Below are 20612 nucleotides of genomic sequence, written 5' to 3' on the forward strand. Positions count from 1 at the left end.
GGGAGAGACCATGCTGACCGATACTTCGATCGAACTGCGCAGCGCCGCGCCCAGCCTCGTCATGCGCGCGGTGAAGTGGGTGGTGAGCCGCCAGACGCCCGTCTTCCCGCTCGACGAGGCGGGCTTCCACACAGCGATGGCGGGCCGCAAGCTGCCGCTCGATGCGCCGATGCCCGAGGGGCTGCGCAAGACCTTCGCCGTCGAGGAGCGCGAGATGCTCGGCCAGAAGGTGGTGACGCTCCACCCCAAGGGCGGGCCCGGCGCATGGCACATGATCTATTTCCACGGCGGTGGCTTCGTGAAGCCGATGTTCAAGGTCCACTGGCCGCTGGTCGCCGAAATGGTGAAGCGCTGCGGTATCAGCGTCACCGTGCCGCTCTATCCCGTGGTGCCCGAGGCGAGCTACGCCGCGCAGGATGCGCTGGCGGATGCAGTCTGGGCCGATCTTGCCGCGCGGCACGATCCGGCGCGGATCATCCTCAATGGTGACAGCGCGGGCGGGCACATGGCGCTCGCGCTCGCCCTGCGGCTGATCGCAGCCGGAGGCCCGCTGCCGGGCAAGCTCGCGCTGTTCGCGCCGTGGCTCGACCTCGGCCTTGCCGACCCTGCCATCGCCGCGATCGAGCCGCATGACGTGATGCTCAAGATCGGCACCCTGCGCGCCTGCGGCGGGATGTTCGCCGGAGGCCGCGCGATCGACGATCCGGCGGTGAGCCCGCTCTACGCCTCCGCCGGGGCGCTCGCCCAGCTTCCCCCGACCCGTATCTGGACCGGGCGGCACGACCTGTTCATCATCGATTCGCGCACCTTCCTCGGGCGCCTGCGCGCTGCCGGGGTGGACGCGAAGCTCTACGAATACGAGGCCGCGCCGCACGTCTTCATGGCGATCCTCCCCACCCGCGAAGCCAAGGACGCGCTCGGCCTGCTGGCGGAGTTCGTCGCGGGCTAGCTAGGGAACTTCGCGCCGGTCAGCTCTTCCGACAGCTTCCACAGCTGGTCGGCGAAGCTCGGGTTGATCGCATAGCTGCGCACGCCGTGGGTGGCGCTTTCGTCGTCCACTTCCGCAACGTGGCAGTCCTCGCAATAGACGCCGCCCTTGCCCTCGAGCTCCTCGGCGGTCGCCGCCCAGCAGCTGGTGGCCGCGCCTTGGGGGATGGACTTCCACTGGAAGCCCGTATCGCGCGAGGTGACGCGCGCCATCAGAGCTTCCATCATTTCGGGCGTCATGTGGCGGCCGAGGTTTGTCTGGATCCCGCCCGGATGCACCGCATAGGCGTGGATGCCCAGCACGGCGAAGCGCGCCTCCAGCCCGACGGTGAACAGCACATTGGCGGTCTTCGAATGGCCGTAAGCGATCCACGGATCGTAGGGACGGCGCTCGAAGAAGGGATCGTCGAAATCGACCGGGGCGAAGTGGTGCCCGCGGCTGGAGAGGTTGACGATGCGCTTCAGGTGTCCGCGCTCGATCAGCGGCATCAGCTCCGCGGTCAGCGCGAAATGGCCGAGGTGGTTGGTGCCCATCTGCATCTCGAAGCCGTCATGCGTGTGCGTGAAGGGCGTCGCCATCACCCCGGCATTGTTGATCAGCAGGTCGATCTTGCCGAACCGCTGCCGCGCGCGCGAGGTCGCGGCGCGGATGTTCTCGAGGTTGCCGAGGTCGACCGTCAGCGTATCGAGCTGCGCCTTCGCGTGGTCCGCGTGGATCGCGGCGACGCTTTCGTCGAGCTTGGCCTGATCGCGCCCGGCCATGATCACATGCGCCCCGCGCGCCGCCATCGCCCGCGCGGTTTCCTGGCCGAGGCCCGAATTGGCACCCGTGATGAACACCGTCCGCCCCGACAGGTCCTTGCCCGCCAGCACCTCGTCCGTGGTACTGCCCCAGCCGAATTCGCTCATGGTCCTCTCCCTTATAGCTTCAGTTCGTAGAGAAACTCCGGATCGTAGTGATCGCCCACCTTGAAGGTGATGTCGGCGATCTTGGCAAAGCCGTGGCGCTGGTAGAAGCGCTGTGCGCCGAAGTTCTCGGCATAGACGCTGAGCAGAACGGCATCGTGCCCGCCATCGCGCGCATGGGATAGCGCCCAGTCCATCAGCTGCGCACCGATCCCGCTGCCGGTGTAGCCGGGCAGAGCGTAGAGCTGGCCCAGCTCGATCGGGTCGCGCGCCTCGGTGTATTCGCCGAACTTGGTGGGGTAGCGCAGCTTGCAGAAGGCGACGAGTTCGCCTTCCACCTCGACCAGCCGGTGGGTGCATTCTTCTCCGGCGATTTCCGCGCCTACGGCCTCGGGATTGTGCACCTCGGCGAGGAAGTCGGCGAGGTCCTTGGGGGTGTAAAGCTCCCCGAAGGCGGCGACGAAGGTGTCGGCGCCGAGCTTTGCAAGGGCGGGGGCATCGGCGGGGGTGGCGGGTCGAAAGATCATGGCCTCGCCCTAGCGGGTGAGAGCCGTGCTGTTAAGCTGGCGAAAGGCTCAGGGCCGCGTTACACCTTGCGGCCATGAAGAAACTCGTCGCACTGGTTGCTCTCGTCCTCATGTCCCAGCCCGCCCTCGCCGAGGAAGCGCCCAAGTGGTCCTTCGCGATCCACGGCGGGGCAGGGACGCTCGATCCCGCGCAGATGACGCCCGAGAAGCGGGCGGCCTACGAGGCCGATCTCCAGCGCGCGCTCGATGCGGGGGCGACGATCCTCAAGAACGGCGGCGAGGCGCTCGATGCGGTCAAGGCGGCGATCGTGATCCTCGAGGATTCGCCGCTGTTCAACGCGGGCAAGGGCGCGGTGTTCACCTGGGACGGGACGAACGAGCTCGACGCCTCGATCATGGATGGGCGGGATCGCTCGGCGGGCGCGGTCGCGGGGGTGAAGACGGTCAAGAACCCGATCCTTTTAGCCGATACGGTGCGGACCCAGAGCGAGCACGTGTTCCTCGTCGGCAAGGGGGCGGAGGAGTTTGCGGTCTCGAAGGGCTTTGCCGTGACCCCGCCCGAATATTTCGCCACCGACGCCAGGCGCGAGGCGCTGGAGCGGCTGAAGGCGGAGAAGCTTTCCGCGCTGGATGTCGACCACAAGTTCGGCACGGTGGGCGCGGTGGCGTTGGACCAGAAGGGCAACATGGCGGCGGGCACCTCGACCGGCGGGCTGACCGGCAAGCGTTGGGGCCGCGTGGGCGACGCGCCGGTGATCGGCGCAGGGACCTATGCGGACAACCGCGCCTGCGCGGTGTCGGCGACGGGTTGGGGGGAGTATTTCATCCGCGTCGGCGTGGCGCACGAGATCTGCGCGCGGCTGCGGGTTCAGCGCGAGACGCTGCCCCGGCAGATGGGAATCGGAGATCCTCATCGTTCACCGACGCCGATGAGCCACTATTACCAATTGCTCGCTATATCGGATCAAGCTGCCGCCGATATGGTCATGGCCGATGTCGCAAACTTAGGCGGCGATGGCGGGGTGATCCTTGTCACGCCGGAGGGTCACGCGATCTTCAGCTTCAACACCACCGGCATGTATCGCGGCCGTGCGACCAGTGCGGGCGTGAACGAAGTGGCGATCTTCGGCGGCGAGGAGAAGGCGTCCAAGACGCCGGATCATTGAGCCGAAATCTCCCCTCCCGCTTGCGGGAGGGGCTGGGGGTGGGAATGTCCCATCGCCCGCCGCGTGGCCCACCCCCGACCCCTCCCGCAAGCGGGAGGGGAGAAGACTAGTACAGCTTGCCCACCAGCGGCAGGCCCTTTTCGGGCTCGGCGAATTCCTTGATGATGCGGCCGACCTGCGCCAGCGCGGCTTGCGGGGCGGCGAGCATCTCGTCCTCGGTTTGCCGCGCGCGCAGGTAGCAGGCGAAGGTGATCGGCGGCTGGCCCTTCGGCCCTTCCGCGAAACCGATGTCGATATAGTTGTACTCGCTCGTGCCGATCAGCCCGCTGGTGCCGGTCTTGTCGCCCGCGACCCAGCCTTCGGGCAGCCCGGCGCGCACCCGCTTGAGGCCGGTCTCGGTCTCGATCATCCACTGCTTCAGCTCCGCGCGTTCCTTTTCGGGCAGCACGTCGCCATAGACGATCTTAGCCACCGTCCGCGCCATCGCGGCGGGCGTGGTGGTGTCGCGGAATTCGGTCGCGGGGACGAGGTTCATCTCCGGCTCGAACCGGTCGACGCGGCTCACCTCGTCACCGAGGCTGCGCCAGAAGGCGGTCAGCCCTGCCGGGCCGCCGAGATAGCGCAGCAGGATGTTCGCCGCCGGATTGTCCGAGGTCGTCTGCGTCGCCCGCGACAGCTCGCGCAAGGTTGCCCCGGTGCCGATCCGCTCGCGGGTGAAGGGCGCGTGGCTCAGCATGTCCGCCTCGGTCCACGTCACCTTCTGGTCGGCGTCGATCGTGCCCGCCGCATCGCGCTGGAGCAGCAGCGCGGCGAGGCTGAACTTGAACGAGGAGGCGTGCCCGAAGCGCTTGTCCTGGTTGATCCCGACCGATGCGCCGGTGGCGGTATTGTAGAGCTCCACACCGAGCGTGCCGCCCGAGGCCGCCTCGATGATCCGCAGCTCCGCCGCGAGTCGTCCGACCGGGCTCTGGTCGGGCGGGATGCAGGCCGAGGCTCCCAGCGCCAGCGAGCCGCCGATGAACATCCGCCTGTCGAGCTTCATGAGAACTTGTCCGCCTTGCGCTTGCCGAACCGGAGGTCGGCCTCCAGCTTGGCCCGCAATTGCCCATAGAAGGCCTCGAGAAAAGCTCTTTCGTCGCCCGCGCCCGGGTCCCAGCCGATCTTGCGGCAGATCGTGGCGTGGACGGCGTGAAGCGCTTCGTCCGGCGCATCGCGCAGCATCCGTTCGAGCGTCTGGAGCTCGCGTTCGCCGTAGATCGAGAGCTCCGCATCGCCGAACTGGTAGCGCGCGCCGGTGACCTCGCTCGCGCCCTCGGCAGCGACGGCGCCTTGCACCGAGAGCACGGAGGCAAGCTTGGTGCGGGGACGCTCGACCACCCATGTCCCCGCCACGACATCGCCCGCGCGCAGGGCATCGCGGTTGAAGAAGGGGAACAGCAGGAACAGCAGGAACCATCCGGCGAGCACCCAGCCGAGCGCCCCGACCGGCTCTCCGGTCTGCGCGGCGACGGTGAGGATCAGCAGCGTGATCAGCGGATAGAAGATCTCGATATCGCGCAGCAGGTTGCGCGCGATCACCGCTTCGGGGGTGAGCCGCGCCTGACCGCGTGCGGCGATGCGGATGCCGACCATGCGCTTGCCCAGCGTCGCCCCGCGCGGGCCCAGTTCCTGCACGAGGAAGTAGCCGTACCAGGTGGCGAAGACGATCAGCACATAGACGATGCCGAGGAATTCGAGCGCGCCGCCCGACAGCTGGTCGGGATCGAGCATGGTGCCGGCGAGCAGTCCTTGGGCGATCCAGCTCATCAGCAGCCGGAACACGACAAGGCCGAAGACGATGATCATCACATCGATGATCAGCGCCCCGGCGCGGCTGGCGCGCGGGGCGATCGTGATCGGCAGCGCCAGCCCCTCGGGCGTGACGAGCGTGCGGGCGCGCTTGTCCTCGCGCGTCGTCCCGGCCTTCCCCCGCGCGCTCATGCGGCGTCTCCGGCCTGCGGGGCGGGGCGGTAGAGGATGAAGTAGGCGAGCCAGAAGACCAGCATCGACCCGCCGATGACGAAGCGGCTGCCTGTGTCGGTCACCAGCTGGCGCGGGAAGGCTTCGAGCAGCGCGGCGACGATCATCATGATCACCACGCCGACCATGACGACCGCGCTCCGGCGACCGGCGGCAGCGGCCGATCCCAGCACCGGCAACTTGCCCGGGAAGGCCATCGCCCGCCCGATATGCAGCCCCGCCGCGCCCGAAAGCAGGATGCCGAACAGCTCGGTCGTGCCGTGGACCGAGAGCCATCCGGCCAGATCCACGATCAGCCCCTGCCCGTCGTAGAGCCACAGGAGCGCGCCGAGCATCGCCGTGTTGTGCACCAGCAGCATCAGCGAGGGGATGCCGAAGGCAAAGCCCAGCGCGAAGGCGAGGATGCACACGCCCGAATTGTTGCTGAACAGCTGCGCGGCGAACCCGGCAAGGCCGGCCGCGCCTTCGTCGTGCCCGATAACCTGGAGCAATTCCTCGCGGCTCGCCCCGGGCTGGCGCGGGTCGCCCATGCGTCCCGGGTAGAGGCGGTAGTACCAGGACTCGTCCTGCGCCACCAGCAGCCAGCCGACCACCGTGCCGGCCACCATCACGAACAGCGCGATGCAGATATCGAGCCACAATTCGCGCACCGCGCGGCTCCAGCCGCCGAAGATGAAGCTGCGCAGCCAGCGCAAGAAGCCCTGCCGCGGGCCGTAGACCTGGAACCACGCGCGCTGCACCAGCCCTTCGAGATAGGAGAGGGTCGCGGCATCGAGGCTCGTCTCGCGCGCCACCGAAAGCGATGAGGCGGCGGTGCGGTACAGCGCGGGGAGCGCGATCAGATCGTCGTCGGCGATGCGCCTGAGGCCGCCCTTCTCCATCCGGACAAGGATCGCCTCCAATCGCTTCCAATCGCCCTCGCGTTCCAGCCGGAAGCGGTCGGACCGCAGCGTGGCGCTCTCGATATCGGGCGACGCTTCGACCTGCCCGCGTCCGAACCAGGAGGAGATGATGGGTGCCTTCATCCTATCGCCTCGCTGCCGCGGATCGCGAGATAGCGGTCGATCAGGCGCGGGCCGATGCTTTCCCACGGCGCTTCGAGCACGTCGATCCCCAGCCGCCGCAGCCGGGTCAGCACCAGTTTTCTCTGCTGTGCGAGGCTGTCGGCCGTGACCGAGCGGGCGAGGGTGGCGATATCGCCCGGGGGCGCGGTGATCAGCTCCTCGATCTCGCTGTCGGTCATGGTGACGAACAGCACCAGATGCTTGTTCACCAGCCGCCCGAGGCTTTCGACCATCAGCTCGGCAGCGGTGGGATCGGTGAAATCGGAGAACACCACCACCAGCGACCGGCGCTGGAGCCGGGTGGTGAGCGTGGCGAGCGCGAGGGTGAAGTTGGGCTCGACCGCTTCGTAATCGAGGCCCGCCGCCGCGCTCTGCAGGCGGTGGAAGGCGCGGGCATCGGCGATAAAGGGGGTCATCAGCTGCGGCCGGCGGGCAAAGCCGAACAGCGCGACCTTGTCCCCGCCCTTCAGCGCGACATAGCCGCAGGTCAGCGCCGCGCTGACGGCGCGGTCGATGCGGGGCAGGCCGTCAACCGGCTCGCACATCGCCTGCCCGCAATCGAAGGCGAAGACGATCTGGTTGTTGCGCTCGCTCTCGTTCTCGCGGGCGTAAAGGCGCGAATGGCGCGCGCTCGCCTTCCAGTCGATGCGGCGGCGGTCCATGCCGGGCTCGTATTCGGAGAGCGCCTCGAACTGCGTGCCCTCGCCCCGGATGCGGCGGTTGATGAGGCCGATCTGGGCGTTGCGCAGGAAGGTCTGCAAGTCGGGCGAGCGCACCGGCGAGAGGTCAGGCCAGATGCGCACCGGCTTTTCGAGCGGATAATCGAACTGGCGCGCGCCGAGGCCGAGCGGCCCGCTCCAGCGCATCCACGCCCGGGCGACGATGGCGGTGCCGCGCCGCGTGGGGGTGAGGGTGGTCTCGCCGCGCCAGCCGCCATTCACGGGATCGGGTGCGAGGGCGAGCGTCACCCGCCCGTCGGTCGCGAGCCGCGGATCGCAGGCAAGCGCCGCATCCGCGCGCGAGGGCTGGCGGCCCCTGAATCTTGCGGTGATCGCCAGAACGCTGTCCTGCCCGACCTCGATGTCCTCGGCGGTGCGCACCTCCCAGCCTTCGAGCTTGCCGGCCAGCAGTGCATCGAACACCACCAGCACCAGCAGCGCGCCGCCCAGGATCGGCGCGGCGACCCATGCCCCCGGCGTCGTCGCCGCGATCACCACCGCCACCGGCGCGAGCGCGGCCGCGATCCACGCCGCGCGCTCGGTCGGCGTGAACACCATCAGCGGCCGCAGCGGCAGCAGCAGGATGTTGAGGATGAGGCGCAGGACGCGAAGCATTCTCAGCGGGGCGCCTCGGTAGCTTCGACCAGATCGGCGACCAGCGATTCCATGTCCCGGCCCTCGATTTCGGCTGCTGGGGAGAGCGTCAAGCGGTGGCGCAGCACCGGCACGGCGAGCGCCTTGACGTCATCGGGAATGACATAGGCCCGCCCGTCGAGCGCCGCGCGGGCGCGGGCGGCGTTGGCCAGCAGCACGGCGGCACGCGGCGAGGCGCCGACCGTCAGCTCCGCATGCTCGCGGGTCGCGCGGATCAGGCGCACGACATAGCGGGTGATGTCCTCCGCGACCGTGACGTGATCGAGCGCCGCGCTCGCCGCGGTCAGGCCGGCGGCATTGGTGACGGCGGCGACGCCCAGATCGGCGGGTCGCTGCGGGCCGGAACGCTTGCCGTAGGTGGCAACGATCCGCGACTCTTCCTCCTCCGCCGGATAGGGCACCAGCAGCTTGAACAGGAAGCGGTCGAGCTGCGCTTCGGGCAGCGGGTAGACGCCCTGGTTCTCGATCGGGTTTTGCGTCGCGACCACCATGAAGCGTTCGGGCAGGAGGTGCGTCTCCCCGTCGAGCGTCACGCGGCGCTCCTGCATCGCTTCGAGGAGGGCCGCCTGCGTCTTGGGCGGGGTGCGGTTGATTTCGTCGGCCAGCAGCAGGTCGCAGAAGATCGGCCCGCGGGTGAGGGTGAACTGGCTGGTCTGGAAGTTGAACAGGTTGGAACCCAGAATGTCGCCCGGCAGCAGGTCGGGGGTGAACTGGATGCGCCCGAAATCGAGGCCTACCGCTGTCGCGAAGCTCTGGGCGAGGAAGGTCTTGGCGGTGCCCGGCGGGCCTTCCAGCAGCACGTGGCCTTCGGAGAGCATTGCCACCAGCAGCATGTCCACCATCGCCTCCTGCCCCACGATCGCCTTGGCGATTTCGGCGCGGATGGCGTCGGCGAGGACGCGGACGTCTTCGAGGTTCATGGTCATTTCGGTCCCTGTGTGAGCTTGGTGGCGAGATCGTCGAGGCTTTGCGCGGCGGCGAGGAGATCGGCGGGCTTCTCGGCCGCCTCCATCCGCGCGGCGCGGCGGGTATAGGGTTCTTCGGACGGCAGGCGGCGCGCGAGGGCGGCGTCGATCGCGGCTGGATCGGGGCGGGCAAGGCCCAGACGCTCGGCCAGACGCCTTGCGGAGAGCGCGGCATAGGGAGTGCCGAGCAGCGCGAAGCGGCGGGCGCGCACGATCAGCCCCGCGCCGTTGGCGATCAGCTGGCGCTTGCCGAAGGCGATGCCGAGGCCGCCCTCTGCCGCTGCCGGGCCGAAGCGCATGAAGGCGCGCCAGCCGACGATCAGCAGCGCCACCAGCAGGCTCAGCGTGGCGGCGAGGAAGGGCGGGCGGAAGGCGAGAGTGAGGAGGTTCTCCGAAGCGCCGAAGCCGTTCAGCGTCATGTCGAAGGTGACCTGGTCGATATCGTCCTCCACTGTCAGCTCGTCCACCAGCGCAAGCGTGGCCGCGGCGCGGGCAGGATCGGCGAGACCGTAATTGTTGGCAAGGTCGGGCTCGACGAGGAAGATCACGGGATAGGTGACTGTGTCGTCTTCGAGCGCCGTTACGGGGACGGCCTCGTCCGAGCCGTTCACCGCCTGGCGTATTGCGCGTGCGGTCTGGAAGGCGAGCACCCGCCCGGCATCGTCGCTGAGGAGCACTTCCTGCGAGGTGTCCGGTTCGGCGAACAGGGTGGGGGCGGCGGGCAGCGCGCCGGCATGACCCATGCCGCTCCAGCGGCCGGGCTTGGGCGGGGTGGATGGCTTGCCATCCTTGCCGGGCGCGGCGTCCGCGTCCGCGGCGATGAAGGCGGCGAAGGCGTCGTCGGGATAGGACTTGTGCTCGAAGCGGTAGGACTTCGGCAGATCGGCTGGCCAGCCCGCGGGGAAGGCCGGGCCAAGCATCACCCAGCCGCGCTTGAACTTGGACTGGACCTCGGGCGGGAGCCGGTCGGACGGCGGGCGGGCCATCCACTTGGGCATGATCACCAGCGTCGGCCCGCGGAAGGTGCGATCGGCGAGGATCTTGGCGATGTCGTCGGCCTTGGCGGAGTTGGGCGGGGTCAGCACCAGCAGGCCGCCCGTCTTCAGCCCCTCGCCGCTGCGGGTGCGTGCGATCGAATAGCCTTGCGCCTCGACCAGCCGGACCAGACCGGAGAAGCCGTTGAGCCCGTTGGAGGCAGCATGCGCCTCGCCCCGCCCGCGCTCTCCGGCGATGTCGGCGTCCGATCCGATCAGCCAAATCATCGCGAGGAACAGCGCAAAGCCGCCCGCCACCAGCGCCAGCGCACCGCCGCGTGAGAAGGCCGAGGGGGTCATGCGGGGATCGCCTTGCGGTCAAACTTCGCCAGCGCGAATTCGGCATAGGCGGCGCGCGCGGCCTCCCAGTCGGCGCGGTCGAGCGACCGCAGCGCGAACAGCGAGGCCTCGACCCGCCCGGCGATCACGCCGAAGGCGGCGCGGGCGGCATCGGGTAGGGCGGGCAGCGCGGCAAGCTCGCGCGCGGTGCTCGACGGTTCGACCCATTCGGGCCGCGCCGTGCTGATCTGGTTGACGCTGCGCTGGAGCAGCAGGTGGGTCGCCTCGTCATAGCGCCCCTGGGCGGCCAGGCTGTCGGCATCCTCGAGCAGAGCGCGGCTGGCGGCGACATCGGGGCGCCACTCGTCCTGCGACGGCACGGCGTCGGCCGCAGCGCCCTTGTTCCGGCGGAACATGGTGGGGTCGATCAGCCGGATCACCAGCACCACGACCAGAACGGCGACGGCGGCAAGGAGCACCCATTGCAGCCACCACCACGCCCCGCCCAATGCCCGCCCGAGCGGGGCGAGCAGATCGCCCAGCCAGCCGAACAGCTTGTCGAGCAATTCGGACAGCCAGTTGGGCTTGGGCGGAGGGGTCTTGGGTATGGTGACCGGAGCGAACTGCACATCGCCATCGGCGCGCAGCTGTTCCCATCCGGCGGGAGGCGATCCCGCTGATTCGGCTGGCGATTCGGAAAGGCGTTGTGCGGCCGCTGCGGTCATCCCGGCACGGGTGGTGGCATGCCGCTCGGGCCAGCGCAACGGGAAACCGCTCTGTCGGCGTGTCAGCCTCGCGGGCGGGCCTGTTCGTAGCTGCCCAGAATGCGCAATTCCTTGGAATGGAAGGCGCATTCCTCAAGCGCGCGGTCCACCGCCGGATCGCCCGGCGCGCCGATGATGTCGGCGTAAAAGGTGGTCGCGGCGAAGCTCGTGCCCTGCTGGTAGCTTTCCAGCTTGGTCATGTTGACGCCGTTGGTCGCGAACCCGCCGAGCGACTTGTAGAGCGCGGCAGGGATGTTCTTCACCTCGAAGATGAAGGTCGTCATCAGCTGACGGCCCGCGAGCGCTTCGGGTGCCATTGCGTCGCGCGCGAGGATCACGAAGCGCGTCATGTTGTCGGCGCTGTCCTCGACATTGTTCTCGATGATGGTGAGGCCGTAGAGCTCCGCCGCCAGCGCCGGGGCGATGGCCGCCACGTTCGGGTCACCGCGCTCGGCGACATAGGCCGCAGCGCCAGCGGTGTCGGCATGGCTGAGGGGGACGATGCCCCGCTCGCGAAGGAAATGTCGCGACTGGCCGAGCGCCTGCGGGTGCGAATAGGCCGCCTCGAACGGGCCGCTCCCCAGTGCCATCAGCGCATGGTGGATCGGCATGAAATATTCGCCGACGATGTGCAGCCCGCTTTCGGGCAGCAGGAAGTGGATATCGGCCACGCGCCCGTGCTGTGAATTCTCGATCGGAATGATCGCCGCCCCCGCGCGCCCGTCCTTCACCGCCTCCAGCGCGTCCTCGAAGCTGAAGCAGGGGAGCGGGGCGAGATCGGGGCGGGCCTCGGTCGCGGCGCGGTGCGAATTCGCGCCCGGCGAGCCCTGAAACGCAATCGCGCGCGCCGGATCGGCGGCGGCAAGGGCGCGCATCCGGTCGACAATGGCAAGGGCGGGGCCGGGGAAGGAACGCATGGTGCAAGCCGCCTAGAGGCCCGCGCCCCCGGCGGCAAGCCCCGCGCGCGCCGCATTGCAAAAGGTGCAAGAATTCGTGCCACGATCAGTCTTGCGCACGCGCGGAGGCGACACTATGGAGCGCGCGGGATGACACAGGACAACTCTTCGCAGGATAACGCTGCAGGCCAGAACGGTGGCGGCGATCTGTTCAACACTGCCGCCGGCTGGGTGCTTTTCGCGGGCATCGTCGGGCTCGGTCTGGCGCAGATTTCGAAGCACTACTTCGAAGCCGACAAGCCGGAACGTCCGGAAAAGCTCGGCTACGTGATCGAAGGTGCGGTCGAAGAGACTGCCGGCCCGGCCGAGATGACCATGGCCGAAGCGCTCAACAAGATGCCGGCTGCCGATCTGATCGCGGCGGGCGAGAAGGTCTTCTCGAAGTGCCAGAGCTGCCACACGATCGCCGCCGGCGGTCCGAACGGCATCGGCCCCAACCTCCACGGCGTGCTGGGCAAGCCTCACGGCGCCCATCCCGGCTTCGCCTACAGCGCCGAGCTGAAGGCCAAGGCTGGCAACTGGGATTGGGACTCGATGAACGAGTGGCTCAAGAACCCCAAGGCCTATGTGCCTGGCACCAAGATGAGCTTTGCCGGTCTCACCAAGATCGAAGACCGCGCGGCGGTGGCGATGTACCTGAACTCGCAGGGCTCGAACCTGCCGGTTCCGGCCTTCGTGGCTGACGCGGCGGCGGCCGCCGCGCCCGAGGGCGAGGCCACGCCGGCTGCGGGGGAAACCCCTGCGGCGACGGAAACTCCGGCCGAATAAGCGGATACGAAAAGGGCGGCTTCGGGCCGCCCTTCTTGTTTCGGGCCCTAGCCCTTGAAGCCCTGAGCGATCACATACCACTCCGACGAGCCCTTGCGGCTGGCCGGGGGTTTGGCGTGCTTGACGGTGGCAAAGTGCCGCTTGAGCAGCGCGAGGAGATCGGTGTCGGTCCCGCCTGCGAGCACTTTGGCCACGAACGCCCCGCCCGGCGCGAGGTTCTCGACCGCGAACCATGCGCCCGCTTCGACCAGCCCCATCGTGCGCAGGTGATCGGTCTGCTTGTGGCCGACCGTGTTGGCCGCCATGTCCGACATGACGAGATCGGGCGGGCCGCCGAGAGCCTCGGCGAGCAAGGCCGGGGCCTCGTCGGCCATGAAGTCCATCTGGAAGATCGTCACCCCGTCGAGCGGCTCGACCGGCAGCAGGTCGATCCCGACAACTTCCGCCTTGGGCTTCTTGGCGCGCACCACCTGGCTCCACCCGCCCGGCGCGATGCCGAGATCGACCACGCGGGTTGCGTTTTTCAGCAGGCCGAACTTCTCGTCGAGCTCGATCAGCTTGTAGGCCGCGCGGCTGCGGTAGCCGTCGGCCTTGGCCTGCTTCACGTAAGGGTCGTTGAGCTGGCGTTCGAGCCAGCGCACCTGGCTCGCGGTGCGGCCCTTGGCGGTCTTGACCCGCTTGCCGGTGTCCTTGGCGCCGCGGGTCATCGGGCGGGGCGCCCGTTGCCGCGCTGCTTGTGCAGGGCCTTGAGCGAGCGCTCCGACTGGCGTTCGGCGGCCATGATGCTCCTAAGGATGCCTTCGCGGATACCGCGGTCGGCCACGCCCAGGCGGCGCGCGGGCCACAGGTCGAGAATCGCCTCGAGGATCGCGCAGCCCGCCACCACCAGATCCGCGCGGTCCTGCCCGATGCAGGGCAAGGTCGCGCGTTCATAGGGGGTCATCACCGAAAGCCTTGCGCTGATCCCGCGCATCTCCACCGCGGGGACGATCAGCCCGTCGACCGCCTTGCGGTCATAGCTCGGCAGTTCGAGATAGAGGCTGGCGAGCGTCGTCACCGTGCCGCTGGTGCCGAGCAGCCGGATGTCGGGGTGCTCGGCGGCCTTGGCGACGCGGCCCGCGAAAGGCGCAAAGCTCTCGGCGACCATTTCGCGCATGCGGGCGAAGCGGGCGATGCGCGCCGCCTCGCTGTCCTCGCCCCGGCCGACCGTGTCGGTGAGCGAGACCACGCCCCACGGCACGCTCTGCCAGTCGAGGATGCGCGGCACGCGGTTGCCCTCGCCGCCGCCGGGTTCGAGCAGCACCAGTTCCGTCGAGCCGCCGCCGATATCGAAGATCACCGCCGGGCCATCGCCCGATTCGAGCAGAATATGACACCCCAACACGGCGAGGCGGGCTTCTTCCTCGGCGCTGATGATATCGAGCGCGATGCCCGTCTCGCGGCGCACGCGCTCGATGAATTCCGGGCCGTTCGAGGCGCGGCGGCAGGCCTCGGTCGCGACCGAGCGGGCGAGGCGGACATTGCGGCGCTGGAGCTTGTCGGCGCAGATGGTGAGCGCGGCCAGCGTTCGGTCCATCGCCGCATCCGACAGGCGGCCGCTGGTCGCCAGCCCCTCGCCCAGCTTTACCACCCGGCTGAAGGCGTCGATCACGGTGAAATCCCGGCCCGAGGGGCGCGCGATCAGCAGCCGGCAATTGTTGGTGCCGAGGTCGAGCGCGGCATAGGCCTCGCCATTGGCCGCGCCCCGGATCGCGCCGATATCGGCCAGATCGGGCCGGGTGCGGGCAGCGTTCTTGGGTGCCGGGCGGCCGCTACGGCGCGCGTCTCCATTGGTGCCTTTGGCACGGGTATCGGGCTGAGGGGGGCGCTTGTAGCGGAAATCGGCTACCTTGCCGGACTTGCCGCCCCGGTTGTTCCCAGCACTTTTATTCCTGTCCGGCGGGAGTGTTTCCGCCATGTTCGTAACGCTTTCATATCACCACGCGCCTATCCCTCCGGACGCGCGGCACTTGATATGAAGTTACCGCAAGCCTCCCCCGAGGGCAAGCTGTCACCCGCAACGTCAGTGCTTGACCTGCCGCCTCCGCGAAACTAGGGAGCGCGCTCGCTGATTCCGCCGGGCCGTGCCGGGCGGTTGGCCAATGCCCCGTCCTCTAATGGTAAGAGAGCGGACTCTGACTCCGTCAATCAAGGTTCGAATCCTTGCGGGGCATCCAGCCACATCCAGCACCCTCTTCCATCCGCGATTGTTTCACGCAAAACATCGTGCCAAGCCCGTGCTAGCCAAGGCTATTGCGGGTCTAACCACCCCCTACTAGGGGTCTAGCCATGACTGACAAAGACCTGACCAACCGCAAGTTCTACCGTGCGGGAGAAGAGACGCGCTTTGCCGAGGGCGGCCCCGAGCGCACCCCGCAGACCGCGCACCCGGCCTACAAGCTCGCCTTCCGCGACACCGATTTCCTGCTGCGCGACGAACTGCGCCCGGTGCGTTTCCAGCTCGAGCTGCTGAAGCCCGAGATGCTGCTGGACGAAGCGCGCGTCGGATCGACCCTCGTGATGTACGGCTCGGCCCGAATCCCCAGCCCCGCGCAGGCCGAGGCGCGCATTGCCGCGGCCGAGCAGGGGAGCGAATGGGACAAGAAGGTCGCCGCCCGCCTCGCCGAGAAGGCGAAATATTATGACGAGGCCTACCGCCTTGCGCGGCTCGTCAGCGAGAAGGGCATCATCGAGAACGGCCTTCGCCAGTTCGTCGTCACCACCGGCGGCGGGCCTTCGATCATGGAGGCGGGCAACCGCGGGGCGTCGGACGCCGGCTCCGAATCGATCGGGCTCAACATCGTCCTGCCGCACGAACAGGCGCCCAACCCCTATGTGACGCCCTATCTCTCGTTCCAGTTCCACTACTTCGCGCTCAGGAAGATGCACTTCCTGCTGCGCGCCCGTGCGGTGGCGGTGTTCCCAGGCGGCTTCGGCACATTCGACGAGTTCTTCGAGCTCATCACGCTGATCCAGACCGGCAAGATGAAGCCGATGCCGATCATCCTGTTCGGCCGGGAATTCTGGAACCGCGTGATCGATTTCGAGGCTCTGGCCGAGGAAGGCGTGATCTCGAAGTCGGACCTCGATCTCATCACCTGGTGCGAGACGGCCGAGGATGCCTGGGCCTGCATCAGCGACTTCTACGAAATCAGGGACCACGGCGCGCAGGACGACTGACCGCGCGCACCCGGCGCGGGTGCAGCCCCCCCGATCCGACCAGAATACCCGCCCGCAGCGCGCGATCGGTGCGTCTGCGTTAGCCGCCGTGCCTTGCTGTGCGCGGCCGGAGCGACGGCTTGCGCCGATTCCGGCACCACATCCGACTCGCGCAATAACGTACTTTCATCTTTGTTAATTACGTTCTCCAAAGACGTGTTTTCCAAGCAAATATGGTTCAAAATCGGTTGTCTTGACCGAACGGCGAATCGCGTTCATGCTTCAGGCACAAGAACAAAGAGTCGCGTCTCAAAGAACTTGCGCGTTCATCTTAAAAAATCACGCGGGTCATAGCTGAGTTATTCGTCGGTTATTTTACATGACTGACGAAGCCGGAATCTTGCGTCCTGAACGGGGCGCGATTTGGGGAGGGGACGGTTATGCTGCTGGAAGGGTATCCTGGCGTCTACATTCAGGAGGTGCCGTCGGGGGTCAGAACGATCACCGGCGCCTCGACCGCGATCCTCGCGATTGCCGGACACTTCCCGCGCGGCCCGGTCGACCGGCCGGTGCGGGTCACCAGCTGGAGCGACGTCGAGCGCAATTTTGGCGGGATCGACCGGCGCTACGAGGCGGCCTACGCGCTTCAGGAGTTCTTCCTTCAGGGCGGAACCCAGGCCTGGGTGGCGCGCATCGCCTTCCGCGATGCTGGCATCGTGCTCACCACCACCGAAACCGCGATGACCGTGCGGGCGCGGGCCACCGGCACGGGCGGCAATGCGATCGAGGTCCGCATCACCCACACCAATGGCGGGAACTTCAACCTGCAGGTGCGTGACGGGAATGCGGGGCCTTTCACCGAATACAACGATCTCAGCACCGATCCGCTCTCGAGCCGCTTTGCCGGCCTGATCGTCAATGCTGCGGTGGCGGCGGGCGGATCGCCGCTGATCCAGCTTGAAGGCATCGCCCAGCTGCCGGCGGCGACCGGCAACACCTCGGTCACGCTGCAGAACGGCGCGGTCGGCGTTGCTGCCAGCGCGCCGCTGACCTCGGTGCCGCTTCCGGCTCTGACGCTCCAGGCCCTGTCGGGCGCGAGCAACAGCACGACTGTGCAGGTGACCGCGGGCACCGCCGCCAACACCTTCCGGCTGGTCTTCGCCAATCCCGCGCGCGATCTCGACAACCTCGTGCTCAACCCGACTTCGGCGGATTATGTCGTCAGCCGGGTCAACGGGACGGGGGTGGTCGCGGTGGTGGAAGGCCAGCATCCCTTGCGCGTTCCGGCGGTTGCCGCTGCGGCGTCCTTCACGGGCGGTGGCACTGCCGTGCCCTCGGCCAGCACTGCCATCCCGCGCGCCAGCGGCAACGGCAACGCGATGACGGTGACGGCGGTCAATCCGGGTAGCTGGGGCAATGCTCTCAGGATCGGCATCATGCCGACGCTCTCGGGCGGGTTCGACATGTCCGTGTCCGAATATCGCGGCGCTGAACGGGTAAGGGGCGAGCTGTTCCGCAACCTCAACGTCATTCCGAACGATCCCAACAATGTTGTCGCCGTGGTCGCCCGCCAGTCGGAACTGGTGCGGGTGAGCAATGCCGTGGTGCTGCCGCGCGCATCTTCGAACGCAGCGATCGATATCGAGAACGTCCCGCTTCCCGCTCTCTATGCCCTGACCGGAGGGACGGACGGGACGTTGCCGGGCGATCCGGCATGGGCGGCGGCTGCCTCGGCAGCGTTCCTCGGGAGCGAGGCCAATCGCACCGGGCTGTTCGCCTTCAGCCAGCTCGAACCCGATTACTTCACGCTGATGGCGATCCCCGAGGCGCCCTACATGGCCGACGGGGGCAACGGGGTCTATGCCGCCGCCGGAGCCTTCTGCCGCGACCAGCTGGCGTTCCTGCTGGTCGATCACCCGGTCGCCGCGGATTCGGTCACCGGCATCACCGGCTGGCCGATCGCCCAGACTCTCGGCACCGATCTCGCCCGCAGCGCGGCGCTGTGCTTCCCCAAGGTCGTCAAGAGCGACCCGCTGGGCGGCGAGCGGACGCTCTCGTCGAGCGGCAGCATCGCCGGGCTGATGGCGCGCACCGATGCGCAGCGCGGGGTGTGGAAGGCGCCGGCCGGGCTCGATGCCTCGCTGAGCGGGGTGCGCCCCTCGGTCCCGATGACCGATCGCCAGCAAGCGCAGCTCAACAAGCGCGGGCTCAACGTGATCCGGGTCAAGCCCTTCGCGGGCTCGGTCAACTGGGGCGCGCGCACGCTGGCGGGGGCCGATGCGCTCGCGAGCGAGTGGAAATACGTCCCCGTCCGCCGCACCGCGCTGATGATCGAGCGCACACTCAAGGATTCGCTGCCCTGGGTGGTGTTCGAGCCCAATGACGAGAGCCTGTGGGCCCAGATCCGGCTCAACATCGGGGCCTTCATGCAATCGCTGTTCGTGCAGGGCGCGTTCCAGGGATCGAGCCCGCGCGAGGCCTATCTGGTCAAGTGCGACCGGGAGACCACGTCGCAGCAGGACGTGAACAGCGGGATCGTCAACATTCTGGTCGGCTTTGCGCCGCTGAAACCCGCCGAGTTCGTCGTGGTGCGGTTGACGCAGCTGGCCGGCCGGCTGGCAGCCTGAGCGGGGAGGGAGATCAGGACATGGCCATTTTCACCACCAACGCCAACCGTTTCGACCCTTACAAGAACTTCCGGTTCCGCCTGAAGTGGGAGGGGCGCTACATCGCCGGCATCTCCAAGGTCAGCGCGCTCAAGCGCACGACCGAGGTGGTCGAGCACCGCGACGGGGGCGACCCGACGACGATGCGCAAATCGCCCGGCAACACCAAGTTCGAGCCGATCACGCTCGAACGCGGGGTGACGCACGATACCGAGTTCGAGGACTGGGCCTCGCAGGTCTGGCGGATCAACAACGAACGTGGCAGCCAGATCGCGCTCGGCGGCTTCCGGCGCAACCTGCTGCTGGAGCTGCACAACGAAGCCGGGCAGATCGCGATCGTCTACAAGATCTTCCGGGCGTGGGTGTCGGAATACAACGCCCTGCCGGAGCTGGATGCGAACGCCAATGCGGTCGCGATCCAGTCGATGATCCTCCAGCACGAAGGCTTCGTGCGCGACATCGACGTGCCCGAACCGACCGAGCCGTTGGTGATCTGAGGGCACAGCCATGCCCCAACTCGACGAGGCGGACGCGCTGGCGCTGTGGGAAAGCGGCGAGCGCCTGAGCATGCTCGACCGCGCGGTGCGGCTGGCGGCGGTGCTGGGGGGAACCGGCATCGAGGCCGCGGCCGACCTGCCGCTTCCGCAGCGCGACCGGCTGCTGCTGGCGGCGCTGCGCCAGATGGGCGGGCCGAGCGCGGCGGTGGTGGCGACCTGCCCCGAATGCGGCACGCTGCACGAGGCCGACGTGGCGCTCGCCCCGCTGCTCGAGACCCGTGACGCTGCCGCGCCGCAGGTGACCTTCGGCGATCGCCCGGCAGCGCTCCGCCCCCCGACCAGCCGCGACCTTGCCGCCGCAGTGGTGAGCGGCGATGCGGCGACGCTCGCCGAGCGGTGCTGCGACGCGCCCGGGGCGCTCGCCGATCCCGCCGCGATCGAAGAGGCGCTCGATTCGGCCTTTCCGCTGCTCAACATCATGATCGCGATGGACTGTGACGATTGCGGAGCGCAGTTCGCGCGGCGCTTCGATCCGGTGCCCTTGCTGTGGGCGCAGGTCACGGCGCGCGCGAAGGCCGCGCTGGCGACGGTCGATTGCCTCGCGCGGGCCTATGGCTGGAGCGAGGCGGAGATCTTCGCGCTGAGCCCCACCCGCCGCCAGCTCTACCGCGAAATGGCGCTGCAATGAGCGGCCTGTTCGCTACGCTCGCCGCCGCGGCGCAAGGGGGGGAGGGCACGCTCCAGGCCCGCCCGCGCGGCACCTTCGAGCCTGATCCCGCGGCAGGGTTCGAGGAGGGTGAGGACGAGCGCCTGATTGGCGTTGTGGCGCGGGACGAGGTCGGGGCATCGCCGCTGCCTGCTGCCCGCGCTGCCAGCGAGCGGAGCCAGCCTGCCTCTGACGCGCTTCTGCCTGATGCGCGCGCGCCGAAAAGCACTGTGCCCGGTGTTCTGGCCGCATCTCGCGATCTGCCCACTGCCTCAGGCACGCTCCTGCCCGAGGTCTCGTCCGCGCCGCAAATGGCACGCGGCGCGGCGCGTGAGGCTGAAGATGCATCCGCAAACCAGCGCCTCGCGCTTCGGGCTGCGGCCGATGACCGTCCGCAGCCGGTGCGTCCTGCCGACAACTCCGGCACCCCCGTCGACCGCGCGCCCCTCGCCGCCGATGTGCGCAGCACCGATACCGCCGTTGCCCCGCTCCTCCTCGCCCCGCTCGCCGCGCCCGGTACCGAGGCTGCCGCCACCCTTTCCCCGCCCTCGCAGGACACCCCCGTGCCCCGCGCACCCGAGCGACGCAGCCTCACCATCGGGCGAATCGAGGTCCGCCCGCCGCCGCCCGCGCCCGCCGCGCCGCCGTCCCCGCCGCAGCACGCCTTCCGCACCACCGCCATCCCGCGCGCGCTGCCCCGCCAGTCGCTCGACGACTACCGTCGCAGGGGGCGCTGA

Annotated in this window: 20 protein-coding genes and 1 tRNA gene; 9 read left to right on the forward strand and 12 right to left on the reverse strand. The window is 68.5% G+C overall.

Annotation, left to right across the window (positions count from 1 at the left end; genetic code table 11):
• Window positions 1–10: 10 nt before the first annotated feature.
• A complete protein-coding gene (locus tag BZF57_RS13535) occupies window positions 11–949 on the forward strand; it encodes an alpha/beta hydrolase fold domain-containing protein (RefSeq protein WP_086738830.1) in 939 nt (312 codons plus the stop codon).
• On the opposite strand, the gene BZF57_RS13540 is transcribed toward BZF57_RS13535, so the two are convergent.
• A complete protein-coding gene (locus BZF57_RS13540) occupies window positions 946–1896 on the reverse strand; it encodes an SDR family NAD(P)-dependent oxidoreductase (protein ID WP_086738832.1) in 951 nt (316 codons plus the stop codon). The two genes, BZF57_RS13535 and BZF57_RS13540, sit on opposite strands and share 4 nt — an antisense overlap.
• 11 nt (window positions 1897–1907) lie before the next feature.
• Window positions 1908–2420, reverse strand: a complete 513-nt coding sequence (locus BZF57_RS13545; protein ID WP_086738834.1) for a GNAT family N-acetyltransferase — start codon at window positions 2418–2420, stop codon at window positions 1908–1910.
• Window positions 2421–2494: 74 nt separating this feature from the next.
• Here BZF57_RS13545 and BZF57_RS13550 point away from each other — a divergent pair, with 74 nt between their 5' ends.
• Window positions 2495–3586: an isoaspartyl peptidase/L-asparaginase family protein gene (locus BZF57_RS13550; RefSeq protein WP_086738836.1), complete on the forward strand. Its 1092-nt coding sequence runs from the start codon at window positions 2495–2497 to the stop codon at window positions 3584–3586.
• 106 nt (window positions 3587–3692) lie between these two features.
• Here the strand turns inward: BZF57_RS13550 and bla are convergent, their stop codons facing one another.
• The 8 genes from bla to BZF57_RS13590 all read right to left on the reverse strand — a co-directional run bounded on the left by bla (window position 3693) and on the right by BZF57_RS13590 (window position 12001).
• A complete protein-coding gene (gene bla / locus BZF57_RS13555; RefSeq protein ID WP_086738838.1) occupies window positions 3693–4628 on the reverse strand; it encodes a class A beta-lactamase in 936 nt (311 codons plus the stop codon).
• Entirely contained in the window at window positions 4625–5566 is a 942-nt protein-coding gene (locus tag BZF57_RS13560; protein WP_086738840.1) for an RDD family protein, read from the reverse strand. The genes bla and BZF57_RS13560 overlap by 4 nt, the downstream gene beginning before the upstream one ends.
• Window positions 5563–6630, reverse strand: coding sequence for a stage II sporulation protein M (locus BZF57_RS13565; protein ID WP_086738842.1), 1068 nt, complete (start codon window positions 6628–6630; stop codon window positions 5563–5565). The genes BZF57_RS13560 and BZF57_RS13565 overlap by 4 nt, the downstream gene beginning before the upstream one ends.
• Entirely contained in the window at window positions 6627–8003 is a 1377-nt protein-coding gene (locus BZF57_RS13570; RefSeq protein ID WP_206073267.1) for a DUF58 domain-containing protein, read from the reverse strand. Before BZF57_RS13570 ends, BZF57_RS13565 begins: the two co-directional genes overlap by 4 nt.
• A gap of 2 nt (window positions 8004–8005) precedes the next feature.
• Window positions 8006–8968, reverse strand: coding sequence for an AAA family ATPase (locus BZF57_RS13575; RefSeq protein ID WP_206073268.1), 963 nt, complete (start codon window positions 8966–8968; stop codon window positions 8006–8008).
• On the reverse strand, window positions 8965–10341 hold the full coding sequence (locus BZF57_RS13580; RefSeq protein ID WP_086738846.1) for a DUF4350 domain-containing protein: 1377 nt from the start codon (window positions 10339–10341) through the stop codon (window positions 8965–8967). The genes BZF57_RS13575 and BZF57_RS13580 overlap by 4 nt, the downstream gene beginning before the upstream one ends.
• Entirely contained in the window at window positions 10338–11045 is a 708-nt protein-coding gene (locus tag BZF57_RS13585; RefSeq protein WP_086738848.1) for a hypothetical protein, read from the reverse strand. The genes BZF57_RS13580 and BZF57_RS13585 overlap by 4 nt, the downstream gene beginning before the upstream one ends.
• 62 nt (window positions 11046–11107) lie before the next feature.
• Window positions 11108–12001 (reverse strand): prephenate dehydratase, encoded by an 894-nt coding sequence (locus BZF57_RS13590; protein WP_086738849.1) that lies wholly within the window; start codon window positions 11999–12001, stop codon window positions 11108–11110.
• A 129-nt stretch (window positions 12002–12130) separates the two neighbouring features.
• Here BZF57_RS13590 and BZF57_RS13595 point away from each other — a divergent pair, with 129 nt between their 5' ends.
• On the forward strand, window positions 12131–12808 hold the full coding sequence (locus BZF57_RS13595; protein WP_086738852.1) for a c-type cytochrome: 678 nt from the start codon (window positions 12131–12133) through the stop codon (window positions 12806–12808).
• 47 nt (window positions 12809–12855) lie between these two features.
• Here the strand turns inward: BZF57_RS13595 and BZF57_RS13600 are convergent, their stop codons facing one another.
• Entirely contained in the window at window positions 12856–13515 is a 660-nt protein-coding gene (locus BZF57_RS13600; protein ID WP_086738855.1) for an RlmE family RNA methyltransferase, read from the reverse strand.
• Complete coding sequence (locus BZF57_RS13605) at window positions 13512–14765, reverse strand: Ppx/GppA phosphatase family protein (protein ID WP_086738858.1); 1254 nt, start codon at window positions 14763–14765, stop codon at window positions 13512–13514. The genes BZF57_RS13600 and BZF57_RS13605 overlap by 4 nt, the downstream gene beginning before the upstream one ends.
• Window positions 14766–14950: 185 nt before the next feature.
• Between BZF57_RS13605 and BZF57_RS13610 the strand changes: the two genes are divergently transcribed.
• The 6 genes from BZF57_RS13610 (at window position 14951) to BZF57_RS13635 (ending at window position 20612) form a co-directional block, all read left to right on the forward strand.
• Window positions 14951–15024: transfer RNA gene (locus BZF57_RS13610), tRNA-Gln, on the forward strand.
• A gap of 112 nt (window positions 15025–15136) precedes the next feature.
• Window positions 15137–16027: an LOG family protein gene (locus BZF57_RS13615; RefSeq protein WP_086738861.1), complete on the forward strand. Its 891-nt coding sequence runs from the start codon at window positions 15137–15139 to the stop codon at window positions 16025–16027.
• Between the two features lie 419 nt (window positions 16028–16446).
• A complete protein-coding gene (locus tag BZF57_RS13620; protein ID WP_086738863.1) occupies window positions 16447–18633 on the forward strand; it encodes a phage tail sheath C-terminal domain-containing protein in 2187 nt (728 codons plus the stop codon).
• A 20-nt stretch (window positions 18634–18653) separates the two neighbouring features.
• Window positions 18654–19169, forward strand: a complete 516-nt coding sequence (locus BZF57_RS13625) for a phage tail protein (protein WP_086738865.1) — start codon at window positions 18654–18656, stop codon at window positions 19167–19169.
• Between the two features lie 10 nt (window positions 19170–19179).
• Window positions 19180–19857, forward strand: coding sequence for a hypothetical protein (locus tag BZF57_RS13630; protein ID WP_086738867.1), 678 nt, complete (start codon window positions 19180–19182; stop codon window positions 19855–19857).
• Window positions 19854–20612 carry a hypothetical protein gene (locus tag BZF57_RS13635; protein WP_086738869.1) on the forward strand — a complete coding sequence of 253 codons (759 nt, stop codon included), beginning with the start codon at window positions 19854–19856 and terminating at the stop codon, window positions 20610–20612. Before BZF57_RS13630 ends, BZF57_RS13635 begins: the two co-directional genes overlap by 4 nt.

It is taken from the genome of Erythrobacter colymbi, assembly GCF_002155685.1.
Taxonomy (GTDB): Bacteria; Pseudomonadota; Alphaproteobacteria; order Sphingomonadales; family Sphingomonadaceae; genus Erythrobacter; species Erythrobacter colymbi.